This is a genomic window from Methanocella sp. MCL-LM, assembly GCF_049676595.1.
In the GTDB taxonomy this organism is placed as follows: domain Archaea; phylum Halobacteriota; class Methanocellia; order Methanocellales; family Methanocellaceae; genus Methanocella_A.
The window spans coordinates 1,130,136-1,143,241 of the sequence record NZ_CP187259.1 but is presented as its reverse complement, the minus strand read 5'-3'; the positions used below and the strand labels follow the sequence as shown (position 1 = coordinate 1,143,241).

Annotated in this window: 15 protein-coding genes; 1 reads left to right on the top strand and 14 read right to left on the bottom strand. The window is 55.0% G+C overall.

Annotated features, from left to right (window positions below; all coding sequences use genetic code 11):
- Window positions 1-570: 570 nt before the first annotated feature.
- From ACPLPM_RS05650 to ACPLPM_RS05640, 3 genes are all read right to left on the bottom strand, one after another.
- Entirely contained in the window at window positions 571-858 is a 288-nt protein-coding gene (locus ACPLPM_RS05650) for a MazG nucleotide pyrophosphohydrolase domain-containing protein (protein ID WP_012035388.1), read from the bottom strand.
- Window position 859: 1 nt separating this feature from the next.
- Window positions 860-1,681 carry an imidazole glycerol phosphate synthase subunit HisF gene (hisF, locus tag ACPLPM_RS05645; RefSeq protein ID WP_424359269.1) on the bottom strand — a complete coding sequence of 274 codons (822 nt, stop codon included), beginning with the start codon at window positions 1,679-1,681 and terminating at the stop codon, window positions 860-862.
- Between the two features lie 88 nt (window positions 1,682-1,769).
- Window positions 1,770-2,951 carry a YncE family protein gene (locus ACPLPM_RS05640; RefSeq protein WP_424359268.1) on the bottom strand — a complete coding sequence of 394 codons (1,182 nt, stop codon included), beginning with the start codon at window positions 2,949-2,951 and terminating at the stop codon, window positions 1,770-1,772.
- Between the two features lie 132 nt (window positions 2,952-3,083).
- Here ACPLPM_RS05640 and ACPLPM_RS05635 point away from each other — a divergent pair, with 132 nt between their 5' ends.
- The gene (locus tag ACPLPM_RS05635) at window positions 3,084-3,236 is read left to right on the top strand and encodes a hypothetical protein (protein ID WP_424359267.1); all 153 of its coding nucleotides are present in this window, start codon (window positions 3,084-3,086) and stop codon (window positions 3,234-3,236) included.
- Between the two features lie 71 nt (window positions 3,237-3,307).
- Here ACPLPM_RS05635 and ACPLPM_RS05630 read toward each other — a convergent pair whose 3' ends face one another.
- From ACPLPM_RS05630 to ACPLPM_RS05580, 11 genes are all read right to left on the bottom strand, one after another.
- A complete protein-coding gene (locus ACPLPM_RS05630) occupies window positions 3,308-4,339 on the bottom strand; it encodes a DUF7544 domain-containing protein (RefSeq protein ID WP_424359266.1) in 1,032 nt (343 codons plus the stop codon).
- A gap of 97 nt (window positions 4,340-4,436) precedes the next feature.
- The gene (locus ACPLPM_RS05625) at window positions 4,437-4,589 is read right to left on the bottom strand and encodes a hypothetical protein (RefSeq protein ID WP_424359265.1); all 153 of its coding nucleotides are present in this window, start codon (window positions 4,587-4,589) and stop codon (window positions 4,437-4,439) included.
- Between the two features lie 2 nt (window positions 4,590-4,591).
- Window positions 4,592-5,212 carry a V-type ATP synthase subunit D gene (locus ACPLPM_RS05620; protein WP_424359264.1) on the bottom strand — a complete coding sequence of 207 codons (621 nt, stop codon included), beginning with the start codon at window positions 5,210-5,212 and terminating at the stop codon, window positions 4,592-4,594.
- 15 nt (window positions 5,213-5,227) lie between these two features.
- Window positions 5,228-6,604, bottom strand: a complete 1,377-nt coding sequence (locus ACPLPM_RS05615; RefSeq protein WP_424359263.1) for an ATP synthase subunit B — start codon at window positions 6,602-6,604, stop codon at window positions 5,228-5,230.
- A 1-nt stretch (window position 6,605) separates the two neighbouring features.
- On the bottom strand, window positions 6,606-8,345 hold the full coding sequence (locus ACPLPM_RS05610; protein ID WP_424359262.1) for an ATP synthase subunit A: 1,740 nt from the start codon (window positions 8,343-8,345) through the stop codon (window positions 6,606-6,608).
- A gap of 40 nt (window positions 8,346-8,385) precedes the next feature.
- A complete protein-coding gene (locus ACPLPM_RS05605) occupies window positions 8,386-8,685 on the bottom strand; it encodes a V-type ATP synthase subunit F (RefSeq protein WP_424359261.1) in 300 nt (99 codons plus the stop codon).
- Entirely contained in the window at window positions 8,685-9,740 is a 1,056-nt protein-coding gene (locus ACPLPM_RS05600) for a V-type ATP synthase subunit C (protein WP_424359260.1), read from the bottom strand. Before ACPLPM_RS05600 ends, ACPLPM_RS05605 begins: the two co-directional genes overlap by 1 nt.
- 5 nt (window positions 9,741-9,745) lie before the next feature.
- A complete protein-coding gene (locus ACPLPM_RS05595) occupies window positions 9,746-10,306 on the bottom strand; it encodes a V-type ATP synthase subunit E family protein (RefSeq protein ID WP_424359259.1) in 561 nt (186 codons plus the stop codon).
- A 26-nt stretch (window positions 10,307-10,332) separates the two neighbouring features.
- A complete protein-coding gene (locus ACPLPM_RS05590; RefSeq protein WP_012035398.1) occupies window positions 10,333-10,545 on the bottom strand; it encodes an A(1)A(0)-type ATP synthase subunit K in 213 nt (70 codons plus the stop codon).
- A 3-nt stretch (window positions 10,546-10,548) separates the two neighbouring features.
- Window positions 10,549-12,612, bottom strand: coding sequence for a V-type ATP synthase subunit I (locus tag ACPLPM_RS05585; protein ID WP_424359258.1), 2,064 nt, complete (start codon window positions 12,610-12,612; stop codon window positions 10,549-10,551).
- The gene (locus ACPLPM_RS05580) at window positions 12,587-12,931 is read right to left on the bottom strand and encodes a hypothetical protein (RefSeq protein ID WP_424359257.1); all 345 of its coding nucleotides are present in this window, start codon (window positions 12,929-12,931) and stop codon (window positions 12,587-12,589) included. Before ACPLPM_RS05580 ends, ACPLPM_RS05585 begins: the two co-directional genes overlap by 26 nt.
- Between the last annotated feature and the right edge of the window lie 175 nt (window positions 12,932-13,106).

The window sequence follows — 13,106 nt, the reverse complement described above, 5'->3', positions numbered from 1 at the left end:
CAGCCAGATATAGTATTCTTACCACAGCGGCACTGCTCCTTATTCTGGCAACCGGAAATCAAATATTTGAACCACGGCGGCACAACGACACAGAGACAGTGCGTACCGAAATACAATAGCTCTATTATAGATCCACGGCGGCACGGCGGGCTGGCAGCACGGAGACAATCCACCCGCAGTAACCTACTGGGACCTGGATTTACGATTTAAACTATGGGATGTCCCACTTTTTCTGTAAAATGCTGACTGACTCCTCTGACGCTCTGGGGTGGACTTTGAATTTACAGCAAAACTGGGACATGCCCTTAAACTATGACTATATGCTGGTAGGCCATGCTTAATCGATCGACCAGTAACCATCTTGATCAATGCACTGTCTCCGTGCCGCTGTGGATCTAAAAAAGAGAGCTTGTTTCACAGTACACCATTGTCTCTGTGTCGCCGTGCCGCCGTGGTTCAAATAACCATCCGGCTATCGTTTCTCGCATTGTCTCTGTGCCGCCGTGCCGCCGTGGTTTGAACATCCGTTTTCCAGTTGTCCGGATAAAGACCAGTGACGCAATGGTTCAATTATTTCCCGCACTGGCAGGGATTGGAATTGCACCGGGTGCACTTGAGAGGATATTTAGACAGGCAGGCATCCTGGACGTCGATGTCGAGCATGTTGGCCATGGAGACCATCCAGGCGAAGACGTCGGCCATCTCGTGGGCGATCTCTTCTTTGTTCTCTTTTCTGAGGGCCTCGGCGAGCTCGCCGGTTTCTTCGTAGAACCACAAAGCGGTCTTTTCGAAGCCCCTGGCCTTGTCGTTCTCGCCGTAAAGCTCTTTCATCAGCCGCTGGAATTCCCGGATTTCCATACTAAGGCCTCACGGGTATACCACGGCGTCTCAGATAATCCTTGGCCTCGCCAATCGTATACTCGCCGAAGTGGAAGATGCTGGCGGCCAGCGCTGCGTCTGCGTTGGCTACCTTGAAGGCGTCATACATGTGCTCGATGGTGCCGGCGCCGCCCGAGGCGATGACGGGAATGCGGACTGCCTCGCCGATGGCTTTGGTGATGTAAAGGTCGTAGCCGTCTTTAGTGCCGTCGGCGTCCATGCTCGTGAGCATGATTTCGCCGCTGCCGAGCTCTTCGATGGTTTTCGCCCACTCGATGGCGTCAAGGCCGGTGGGCTTGCGGCCGCCGTAGATGACAACCTCGTACCAAGCCGGAGTGCCGTCTCTGCGACGAACGATGTTACGGGCATTAGGGTCATCAATATTGGTGTTACTTCTGCAATCTATCGCTGTCACGATGCACTGGGAGCCGAAGATATCCGAAGCCCGGCGGATGAAGTCGGGGTCCTTCACTGCCGTAGTGTTTACCGTGATCTTGTCCGCCCCTGCCCGGAGGAGCGCCCGGATCTCGTCGAGGGTCTTGATACCGCCGCCGACGGTCATGGGGATGAACACTTCGCTGGCCGTCCGCTCGATCACGTCGATCATCGTGTTCCGGCCCTCGTGAGAGGCGGTGATATCCAGGAAGACCAGCTCATCCGCGCCCTGATCATTGTAGCGCTTCGCCAGCTCTACCGGATCGCCCGCGCTCCGCAGGTTCACGAATTCGACGCCCTTGACCACGCTGCCGCCATTCGGCCCCAGCGTGACGTCCAGACAGGGTATTATCCTCCGGGTAAGCATGATATAACAAAAACGGTCATACTTTAAAAATATACCTCCGGACTAAAAAAGAGAAAGCCTTAAAAGTAATAAGGCCTTCGGCAACCGTCTATGCCTTCTTCGCTGTCAGCACCACGGCAACCGCACTCAAAGCCAGCAGCGGCAGCAACGGCGAGATCGGGGCCGGAGCAGGGGTCGGGCTCGGAGTGGCCGTCGGCGGTACGGCTGTGGGGGTTATGACAGGGGTGGGTGTTGCCGGCACCGGGGTGGGCACTGGAGTGCTTGTCGGAGTAGCAGTGGCTACTGGCGTGCCATCGTCCCCTAGATAGATCGGGGCGATGGACGTTGGCTTATGGCCTATCTTGTATGTGACAGGCTTGTCCGAGCCGGTGGTGGTAATAATGCTGATAGTGCCGTTGTCCGGGCTGGCCACGAAGACGCGGCTGCCCTGGCTCTCTGCGATGATGCTGCGGGCGGCAGGTATGGAGGCGAGCAGGCTGGCTTCGCCATTGGGGTCGACTATCCGTACCTGGCCGGCTGTGGGGTCGGTCACGTAGAAAACGCCCTTGCCTACGTCGTAGGTGATGTCCAGCGGGTTGCCGCCTATGTTAGTAGTCCTGACAATCGACCAGCCGTTAGTTTCGATGATCGTGAGGGAACCGTCAGTGAAGCCTGGCACGAAAGCCTGCCTGTTGTACGGGTCGATGCCGATGTTTTCAGGCCACGTTCCGACATTGAGGGTCTTAACTGGCTTCCTGCCGGCGGAGTCTATAACCATTACGGTGTTATCCGCGGAGTTCTCGACGCATGCGAAGCCGTCAGAGGTAAAGGCGATGCCGGTAGGTCCGGACCCGACCCGGATGGTCTTCTCCATGCTACCCCCGGTGGTGTTGATCACGTAGACAACGTGGTTATTGAAGCTGGTCACGTAAAGCCTCATTCCGTCCGGGGAGATTGCCATGTTCGTCGGCTCCTCTCCGGAGGGCATCTTTCGCATCACTTCGTCCCGGTCGATGCTGATCACCGAGATGTTGTTGTCGCCTTCGGTAAGCACGTATGCCACAGTGCCGGTGGGGTCGGTGATGACCTTGACCGGGTGGCTGCCCACGGATATGTTCTTGAGTAGCTTACCCGTGTCCGGGTCGACAACGTAGACGATGTTGTCATCGTAGTCTGCGACGTATAGCCTGTCTGCTGTTGCGCCCACGGCAGTGCCGGAGAATATAGCGATCAACAAGGCTGACAGAATAGCGATCGATAACAGGTTTGTGATGCCGAGTTTGTATCTCATGTTTACACCCGTGCCAGTCTTTTATATCCCGACCGCTCCTATAAAAAGATAATCTGATCAAAGGTAAATCTGAAGGGCCAACCGGTATCGTTTTAACTGCAGGCCGCGTAATACATTTTATCGGTGAATCGCATGTTCGACAAAATTTTCGGCGCCAAAACATGCGCCAGCTGCGGAAAATCACTGGCTGGTCATAAAGTTGAGAAATATGCAGGCAAGAGCTTTTGCTCCAAGCGTTGTGCGGACATTTACATGCACAAAGACCTGGGTAAGATGGAAAAGTAAATAAAAAAACTATTTTCGCCAGTTCTGGCATAGGTGATACAATATCACCTACGCCTGCCAGCCCGCTCTTTTTATGCGAACCGTCCCGTGTACTGGACGTAGCTCTGATCAAACGCTTTCAGGAACTCCAGCGAGTAGTACCTGAAGTAAACTCCCACGGGCATGGAGAGAAGCGCCATTATGGCGATTAGTAGTGCAAAGCCTACTACGAACACCAGACCGAACGGGACCAGAAGCCACACTGAGATTTCTGCCGCTGCCACTGCCATCATCGCAAGAATCACTCCTACAGCGAGGAATACTGCGAAGATGCAGAGGTAGATGATGCCGAAGATGAAGCCTACGACGGCCTCCAGAGCCCATCTGACTGCTACGTAGACTATAAACTCTACAGGCTCTTTTGCCACCAGCCCGATAACGTGTTTTATCGACTCCATCAGGCCCATGTTTCTGAAGCGTATGAGAGGGATGGCGAAGTCGTAGAAGAAGCCGGTAATCAGGCCGACTATAAGCGAAAATACGATGAAGGCCACGATTGTGATCAATAAGATACCTACCGCCAGCAGCACCAGTCCAGCCCTGGTGGCATTCGAGTCACCCGCCCCTATCAGCCAGAAGATAGTCAGCAGAAGAACGATCAGCATCAGTAATGCCATCGTCAGTGATACTAACATTACCGCTACGTTAAACAGGAAAGCTTTGAAGCCTCGGCCCAGGTTTTCCCGGAAAGACCGGATGAGGCTGATCTGCCCGGAGGTCAGCGCATCGATCAGTATGAACGAGAAGACGCCCCTCAGGTAAGAGAAAATGAGCACCAGAACGATAATTGCTACAAGGATCAGAGCGATGAAAGCCAGAAGGGCCGTATCAGACATAATGCTTGAGATGCCATTCGCCAGAACGTCACCGGAAAAATTACCATCTTCGCCACCTGTCATATACTGCAACGCGTTGCCGGGGTTGAAAGAGCGGCCTCCGCTGCCCACGAAGAACATGATGATGACTAACTTTAACCATACCCACGCATCAAAAGGCTCGAAAAGGAGCTTTTTTGTCCTGTCGAGCGCCGTGCTCACAGGATTAAACGCCCGCAACTCTGGCATAGTGCGATCATAATCTGTTTAAGTATAAAAGAATAATGCGTACTTCGGAATACCGTTTGAAAAATCACTAAAAAAATGTGTGTTAGAGGCATAGCCCCTAACGAACGAAGAGCAGGTAGGCCATTATCAGGTAGCCGAGTATAATCATGCCCAGCACGAGATACTGGCCATAGACCAGTAACTTTGCCAGATTCTCGGGATTTTCGAAGATTCTGTCGGCGTACTGTTCGATGATGTTTTTATCGGGCATGATTATGCTTTGATCTTCTTGAGACGGAAGGTGTTCTCACGTTCCATCTCTTCCAGCCTGAGCTTGATGAACTGCTCCGCTTCCTTGAGCTCGGGAATTACCTTGAATTCCAGTGCGTTGACACGGCGCTTGGTCTTCTCGATATCCTCGAGGAGCTTCTTCATGGCGGACTCGATCTCGGCCGAAATGATGATCTGCTCTACGAGCTTCTCATACGCTTCCGCCGCTTCGTCGATCCTCGACGTGGTCCCGATGACACCGTAGCCTCTCTCCTGGAGGGGCTTCTGGATGCCCGAGGACTCGATCTTGGGGACGACGACGCCCATCACGTTCTTGCTTTCGAGGTTGATTTCAGGCTGCTCCTTCAGGGAAAATGCGGCCGAGGTGACCGACATGTTTCCCTCAACGGCCCTGGCAATGGCTATCTTCTGGGTAGCATTGTCGTACGACGTAAGGAGCTCCGCACGGGCGTTCTTAGCCTTGTCCATGATCTCGAAGAATTCCATGATCAGGCCGTCACGCTTCATTTTCAGGAGCTTGTGACCGCTCTGCGAGAGAGCGATCCGCTTCTTCAGCTCCAGGAGCTCGGAACGAGTCGGCTTAATGTTATCCTTTATAGCCATTGGCGCACCTTACCTTTACTTCTTCGCCTTCTTCGGGTGGTACTTCTCGATGTACTTGTTGTCGATCTTGTTAAGTGCGTTGATCGGCAGCAGGTCGAGGAGTTGCCACGCCAGGTCGAGCGTCTGCTCGATGGTTCTGTCTTCCTCACGGCCCTGTCTGACAAATCTGTCTTCGAAGGCATCGGCGAAGTCCAGGAAGTTCCGGTCCCTCTCCGAGAGAGCGTCCTTACCGACGATGGCTACGAGGCCGCGAAGGTCCTTACCTTCTGCATACGCCGAGTAGCACTGGTCGGATACGGCCTTGTGGTCTTCCCTGGTCTTGCCGGGGCCGATACCCAGGTTCATCAGCCTGGACAGCGAGGGCGAGACGTTGATGGGTGGGTAGATACCCTTCCTGTGGAGGTCTTTCGCTACCACGATCTGGCCTTCGGTAATGTAGCCGGTCAGGTCAGGGATCGGGTGGGTGATATCGTCACCGGGCATCGTCAGGATGGGCAGCTGGGTGATTGAACCCTTTTTGCCGTCGATGATGCCTGCGCGCTCGTAGAGCATGGCCAGGTCGGTGTACATGTAACCGGGGTAGCCACGCCTGCCGGGCACTTCTTCACGGGCTGCGCCGATCTGACGGAGAGCCTCGCAGTAGTTGGTCATGTCTGTGTAGATGACCAGCACGTGCATGTCGTGGTCGAAGGCCAGGTACTCTGCGGTAGTCAGAGCCAGCCTCGGGGTGATGATACGCTCGATAGCCGGGTCGTCTGCCAGGTTCATGAAGACGACGGCTCTCTCCAGAGCACCCGTCCTCTCGAAGTCCTTCATGAAGGTCTGCGCTTCTTCGGCAGTGATACCCATGGCGCAGAAGACTACTGCGAACGGCTCAGTCGAGCCTACCACTTTTGCCTGCCTGGCGATCTGCAGCGCAATTTCGTTGTGCGGCAGACCGGAGCCCGAGAAGATCGGGAGCTTCTGGCCACGGACGAGCGTGTTCATGCCGTCGATGGTCGAGATGCCAGTCTGGATGAAGTCTTTCGGCTGCTTCCTAGAATACGGGTTGATGGCTGCGCCGACGATGTCCAGCCTCTTCTCCGGGATGATGGCCGGGCCGCCGTCGATGGGCTCGCCGGCACCGGAGAGGATACGGCCTAACATATCTTTCGACACGGGCATCTTGATGGTCTCGCCCAGGAACTTGACGCTGCTCTCCCGGGAGATACCGGCCGTGCCTTCGAACACCTGGACTGCCACCATATCGTTGGACGTGTCCAGTACCTGGCCCTTCTTGATCGTGCCGTCGCCGAGCTGGATGTTGACCAGCTCTTCGTAGCCGACTGGTTCAGTCTTCCTGACGAAGACCAGCGGGCCGGCGATTTCGCTAATTGTCTTATATTCCTTCATCTTAAGCTGCCTCCAGCGCCTTGAACTCAGCCTGCATCTGAGAGTTCACAGTGTTCAGGTACTTCTCGAAGTCAGACTCGTACTTGACCTTGGCCAGGTCGTCCTTGGATTTCAGCGACAGGATCTTCGGCATGGGTACGCCTGCTGCGAGAGCCTTCTGAGCGAGGTCGCCGAAGGTCATGATCGACTTGAGCATCAGGAACTGCTTATTCATGCTGCAGTAAGTGTCTACATCGTGGTAGGCGTTCTGCTGCAGGAAGTATTCACGGATCATCCTGGCGATTTCGAGAGTGAGCTGCTGGTCTTCGGGCAGAGCGTCGGAGCCGACGAGCTGGACGATTTCCTGGAGCTCAGATTCACGCTGGAGAAGTTCCATGGACCTGACTTTGAGCGGGTTCCATTCCGGCGAGACGTTCTTGGTGTACCAGTCCTTCAGTGAGTCCTGGTATAGCGAGTAGCTGTTCAGCCAGTTGATGGCGGGGAAGTGCCTGCGCTGGGCCAGCTTGGCATCCAGTGCCCAGAACACCTTGACGATACGGAGAGTGTTCTGTGTAACCGGCTCGGAGAAGTCGCCGCCCGGAGGGCTGACTGCGCCGATAACGGTGACGCTGCCTTCCTTGCCCATGGGGGTAATCACACGGCCTGCCCTCTCGTAGAATTCAGAGAGACGGGCTGAGAGGTAAGCGGGGTAGCCTTCCTCACCGGGCATCTCTTCCAGCCTCGAGGAAATTTCTCTCATGGCCTCTGCCCACCTGGAGGTGGAGTCTGCCATCAGCGACACGCCGTAGCCCTGGTCACGGTAGTATTCCGCGATCGTGATGCCGGTGTAAACCGAGGCTTCACGGGCTGCCACAGGCATGTTGGACGTGTTGGCGATGAGCACGGTTCTGTCCATCAGCGGGTTGCCGGACTTCGGGTCGGTGAGGTGCGGGAACTCTGCCAGCACTTCGGTCATCTCGTTGCCACGTTCGCCGCAGCCGATGTAGACGACGATCTCTGCGTCGGACCACTTGGCCAGCTGCTGCTGGGTGACGGTCTTGCCGCTGCCGAACGGCCCGGGGATGGCTGCTGTGCCGCCCTTGGCGATCGGGAACAGGCCGTCCAGAATCCTCTGGCCGGTGACCAGGGGAATGTCCGGCATAAGCTTTTCCTTGTAGGGCCTGGACTTTCTGACAGGCCACTTGTGCATGAGTTTCAGTTCGGTGCCGTTCTCGAGGTGGCCGATGACCTCTTCGACGGTGAACTCCCCGGCCTTGATGTCCTTGATGGTGGACTCAGGCGTCTCGGGGGGAACCATGATCTTCTGAACGATGGTCCTGGTTTCCTGGACAGTGCCGATGACTGAACCGCCTGCGACTTTGTCGCCAGCCTTCACAGTCGGCACGAAGTTCCACTTCTTATCCCTGGGAAGAGCCGTTGCTGTAACTCCTCTGGAGATGAAGTTGCCCATCTTTTCCTTCAGCACAGGCAGCGGCCTCTGGATACCGTCGTAAATGGAGGTAAGCAGGCCGGGGCCGAGCTCTACCGATAAGGGCAGGCCAGTGTTCTGCACAGGCTCGCCGGGCTTGATAGCGGAGGTGTTCTCGTACACCTGGATGATGGCCTTATCGTTGTCGATTTCGATGACCTCGCCCATCAGGCCCTCTTTGCCCACTTTCACCACGTCGTACATACGGGCGTTGAGGCCGACTGCAGTCACCACCGGACCGGCAACCCGGTAAATTGTTCCTTCTTGGCTCACAGTAAACACCTTTGTTAACAGATTACATTCAACTGCAGGCTCACTTCCAAAGGTCTACACCAATGGCGCGCTTGATCTTGTCGCGCAGTCCCGCATCTTCTTTACTGCCGATCGCGATGAACGTCGGCTCTACGGATTCGTCGATGACCTTCTGGAGGCCGGGAGAGAGATTTTTAAGGTCGTCCGAGTGAAGGACGATGATACCGAGGTTCCTGTCGGTCAGGCACTCCCGGATCTTGCTCTCGAGGTCCTTGTCATTTTTGACGTCGTAGGTCTTGTGGATCCCGGCCAGCCTGAAGCCGACCACGAACTCGCTTTTCCCAACAACTGCGATTTCCATCAGATCACCAGCTGGTTTCTAATGACCTCATTGCTGAGGTTCACTTCCTTGCCACGTGCGATAGTGCGGATGTTGGTGACTTCTACCTGCTTCCGGACAGTGTAGCCCAGAATAGGCAAAATCGACAGCGGATAGGCGTGCGAAATCTTGTCCGCGTAGCCGATGTCAGCCCGGGTGAGGGCCACTTCGATCGCGTTCAAGGACTTGGTCGCCCGGTAGTTCTCGATCGCCTCTGACAGGTCAGTCCAGTAGGGAGTATCCTTCAGAAGGTTCACGAACTCATCGAAGCTCGGCGCCTGGGCAAACTTCCTCATGTCGTCTGCCTTGAGCTTGCCGCCGGGTACGAGGAATTCCATGATCTTCTCGTGCTCGAGGCCCTGCCTCTTCAGCCTGAACAGCGTCCTGAGGTTCGTGATATCGACCTCTCTCCTGACGAAGGTCATCATCAGCTCGTCCGCACTGGTACCCGCAAGCTTGATAGAAAGCAGGTATGCATAATATGCTTTGTCCAGGTTGTTTTCTAGCCGGGAAAGATTCTGAGTCTTATTGAAATCTTCCAGCGAGCTGGTGAGAGGCTTGTAGAACCGGGTTCCGTTCAGCCCTTCGATTACGTCCGGTATGCTGCCTTTGTGGATCAGGTCAACCAGGGTCGATGTGCGCAGCTCGCCCGCAGGCACGAAGGTTTCCTTAATCTCATCCTCTGAGGCGCCGTAGTTCTTTCCTCTCAGGATCGACTTGATATTCCAGACATCCCACTTCATGAGATAGGCACCGAGGAGAATCTTCATTTCGCCCTGGCAGAAGTCCAGGACTTCATTCATCTCCCTGGCCATGTTGAGGTTCAGCGCGTACTCCAGCAGATCGATGCCGGAATATTTGTTTGCCAGCTCGTCGATCTCCTTTTTGTATCTGCTCTCCTCGATGAACCTGCTTATTTCAGGTAGATCCATCTGCAAGAGCTTGAGGTAGGTCTCCTTCGGGTACAGGAACGATTTCCTCGTCTTGACCCTTGCGCTTGCATATGCGTAGTTGCCCATTGCACGTCGCCCTATCATGGATTTCACCTGCTGCCAAACAATATGTCAGAAACGGGCTTCATCGAGGACGTCCAGACATCCTCCAGGATAGAGTCAAAGGTATAGTCCAGGTTGACGCTTCCGTCTACGCTGGTGACTACGATTCCGCCGAGGCAGTTGACGTTGCCGCCGTACTCGTACCCGGAGTTCCTGACCAGGTCCGCGTCGGCTGCGTTGGTAAAGATCTTGCCCTGCGGAATGTCTTTCTGCGCCAGCTTGATCAGCTTCTGAAGCAGATCAGCTTTCTTTTCCCTCGGAAGGGCGGAAAGCTGCTTGACGAACGCAGCGTGCGTTTCGGCAAGCACATCTTTCTCAGAGTTAAGCTTGGCCTTCTTCACGTCAAGCTTGGCGCTGGAAAGTTCCCTCTGCCTCATCTTGGATATGGCCTGTTCCGCTCTGGCGTTCTCGGCTGCGGTAATCTGCTTAGCCTCCGCCTCTGCCGACTTCTTGATCTCGGCAGCTTCGGCTGCGGCTTTCGCGGCGATTCCCCTGCTGTCCGCCTCGGCCTTATCCGTGATGTCCTTTACAACTTTGTCCAGTCCCATTGTCGGTTCACCTTAACAAAGCGTATTTACATGAACATCAGCAGGATGGCAAAGACCAGACCGAAGATGACGATGGTTTCCGGCAGAGCGATGAAGAAGACACCCATACCGAGGAACGAGCGGTCCTCAGCGACTGCGCCTACTACACCGGCGCCGATGGGGCCCTGAGACATACCAGTGCCGATACCAGCTAATCCGACTGCTAATCCTACGCCTATTGCAACTAATCCATCAACCATGTTTTAGTCCTCCGTGTATTTTCTGTTGTATCCAAATGGATTGTAAATTCTGCCCCCGCTCTTGTAGAATTTTTGGAAGAATTCTACGAAGTGCAACCTGAGAGACTGGATGAAGGGGGCGTACATTGCCAGTACCAGGTTTACAAGGTGTCCCACAAGGAACACGATAATTGCTCCAATCAGTCCTATTCCGCCCGCATCCGCCAGCATCATGCTGATGGTGTTAATCGCGAACGCGATACCGACAGAGGACAGCCCTACTGCCAGCAGACGAGTATAGGAGAGTACGTTGCTTAATAGAGAGGTTATCTCTATGAGACCCATCGGGCCTTCGCCCATCAGGACCATTACTATGCCCAGCAGGAACAGGATCGCTCCCACGAGGAACAGCGGGTCGAACGGGGTGAACGTGCCCAGCGCCTGAGTTAAGGCCAGCGGGAACACATACCATACGACTGCGACTCCTCCCATGAGCACGCAAGCCCAGCTTACCTTGTGCAGGATAGCGGTCTTGAGGCCGTGCTGTTTGAGCTCGTTCCAGAAGCCGAGGGCATAGCCCAGCATGATCTGTGCGACACCGATGATACAGGTGAGCACCAGCAGATCCTTGATGCCGAACACGTATACGCCGTCATGTGGTCCGCCTGCCTGCATCCTTTCGAAGGGCAGCGAGAACGGGCCGACGGGGCCGAGGTTAATCGAGTGCGGGTATAAGCCCGACAGCGAGACCAGTCCGAGGATGCCGCCTTCGCCGTCCACTATTGGCTCGGCTATCGCAAAGCCCAGGAATTCTCCGAACAGAATGCCGAAGAAGATCGAGGAGATCGCGCATACGATCATGACTTTAATCAGGATCTGCATGTTGGCGGATTTCAGGACAGTCTTGAGGCCCAGCACCAGTGCCAGAATCAGTAAGCCATAGCCGATGTCGCCTACGATAAACCCGTAGAACAGCGGGAAGACGATGGCGAAGATCATCGTGGGATCGATTTCGTTGTACTTTGGCCTTCCGTACGCGTCGATGACGTTCTGGATCGGGCTCATGATCTTGGGGTTGTTATACTTGACCGGAGCGTCGATCTCGTGGTGGTCATCGTGAGTGTCGATAGCCGTGCCGGGAGCATGTTTCTCGTAGTGCCCGGGCTTCGGTTCGATCTTCGTGACGTAGACCCTGCCGTCGGCCGCCTTTTCGACCGTCGACTCGAGCTTTGCGAACTCATCCGTCGGGACCCAGCCTTCGACTACGAAGGTGTTTTCCGAGGTCGCGAACCTCAGCGGGGCTTCAGCCTTCTGCGTATCGATATTTAGCAGCTCTTCCGAGGAGACGATGAACTGGGCGTACTTCTTGTTCAGTTCCGCCAGCTCGTCCGTGACCTTCTCAAGCTTTGAGGCGGTCTGGACTTTTCCATCCTCGATGCGCTTCCTGATGGCAGCAGGTTCGCCATGCTCCTTCAGCTGCTCGATCTCGACAAAGTTGCTCTTGAGCAGCGCTTCGGAGACCTTGCCGGCGACGTCCTTCGGGACGATCAGGGCGATGACAGTACCCTTGCCATAGGGTGCAGAAAACAGTTCATAATTAGTAGTGATGCCCTTGACGACGCTCTCGATACCTGCGTCTGCCGTGCCGGTAAAGACCGTGACAGTCTCGTATCCGGAAAGCAGCTCCAGCGGTAAGCCGAGGGCTTCGTACGGCGTCAGAATCTCGGACTTGTGCTCGAGATCTTTCAGCTCTGACTCCAGGGCGCTCTTCTCGGACGTCTTTTTGGTGACGGTCTCTTCGAGCGACCCGAGGTTAGCCTCGAGCTCCTGCTGTACTCTGGCCTTCTTTTCTTTCGAAGGGGTACCCTCTTTCGTGCCGAGATAGCTCTTGATCGAGCGAAGCTTCAGCAGCTTCTCCGAGAGAGGAGTTGCAGACTTCAGGGGCTTGCCTATTTGAAAGTACTCGTCTTCCGCTACGTAGTCTTCCACGTGCAGCAGGTTCAGTTCGTGCAGCGCGTTGATCGTGGGCTCCATTACGTCCTTGGTACCGACGATGAGGACCCTATCCATTCTGTGAGGCTCTAACATCGACGTACCTCTCGAATTCTTTTATAAGACTGTCAGTTGCAGCGCCCACATTTTTCGTTGCCGTCGCCTTCAGCGCGGCAGCGCTCTTCTCGCCATCGGTGCGCATCGCCTTCGATTCCGCTCCGACTTCGGCTGCTGCCTTGTCGATTTTCGACTGGGCTTCAGCCGCTGCCTTTACTCGGGCATTTTCGAGGATAGCCGAGGCATCCTTCCTGGCGGCGGCGATCGTCTGCCTGGCCTCTTCATCGGCCTTTGCGCGACGTCCCTTCGCCTGCTCCTCGGCTGTCTTTAACTGGGTCAGTATTTCAGCCTTTGACATACAATTCCCCTGAATAGCATCATCTTTGTTGATAGCTGTCATTAGATATACGGCTTCGTTCTTAAAGCTTTTTATTACCGGAGAAAAATATGCAATAATTACTATAAAATTCGAAAAACCGCGCTACGCCTGCATTGCAGGAAGGTACACTATGATATTATAGAGTAGCCTGGTC

Coding starts and splice junctions, on each gene's coding strand:
- ACPLPM_RS05595 (WP_424359259.1), bottom strand. CDS start 10,306: ATGGGACTGGACAAAGTTGTAAAGGACATCACGGATAAGGCCGAGGCG.
- ACPLPM_RS05590 (WP_012035398.1), bottom strand. CDS start 10,545: ATGGTTGATGGATTAGTTGCAATAGGCGTAGGATTAGCAGTCGGATTA.
- ACPLPM_RS05585 (WP_424359258.1), bottom strand. CDS start 12,612: ATGTTAGAGCCTCACAGAATGGATAGGGTCCTCATCGTCGGTACCAAG.
- ACPLPM_RS05630 (WP_424359266.1), bottom strand. CDS start 4,339: ATGCCAGAGTTGCGGGCGTTTAATCCTGTGAGCACGGCGCTCGACAGG.
- ACPLPM_RS05625 (WP_424359265.1), bottom strand. CDS start 4,589: ATGCCCGATAAAAACATCATCGAACAGTACGCCGACAGAATCTTCGAA.
- ACPLPM_RS05635 (WP_424359267.1), top strand. CDS start 3,084: ATGTTCGACAAAATTTTCGGCGCCAAAACATGCGCCAGCTGCGGAAAA.
- ACPLPM_RS05650 (WP_012035388.1), bottom strand. CDS start 858: ATGGAAATCCGGGAATTCCAGCGGCTGATGAAAGAGCTTTACGGCGAG.
- hisF (WP_424359269.1), bottom strand. CDS start 1,681: ATGCTTACCCGGAGGATAATACCCTGTCTGGACGTCACGCTGGGGCCG.
- ACPLPM_RS05600 (WP_424359260.1), bottom strand. CDS start 9,740: ATGATAGGGCGACGTGCAATGGGCAACTACGCATATGCAAGCGCAAGG.
- ACPLPM_RS05580 (WP_424359257.1), bottom strand. CDS start 12,931: ATGTCAAAGGCTGAAATACTGACCCAGTTAAAGACAGCCGAGGAGCAG.
- ACPLPM_RS05615 (WP_424359263.1), bottom strand. CDS start 6,604: ATGAAGGAATATAAGACAATTAGCGAAATCGCCGGCCCGCTGGTCTTC.
- ACPLPM_RS05620 (WP_424359264.1), bottom strand. CDS start 5,212: ATGGCTATAAAGGATAACATTAAGCCGACTCGTTCCGAGCTCCTGGAG.
- ACPLPM_RS05605 (WP_424359261.1), bottom strand. CDS start 8,685: ATGGAAATCGCAGTTGTTGGGAAAAGCGAGTTCGTGGTCGGCTTCAGG.
- ACPLPM_RS05640 (WP_424359268.1), bottom strand. CDS start 2,951: ATGAGATACAAACTCGGCATCACAAACCTGTTATCGATCGCTATTCTG.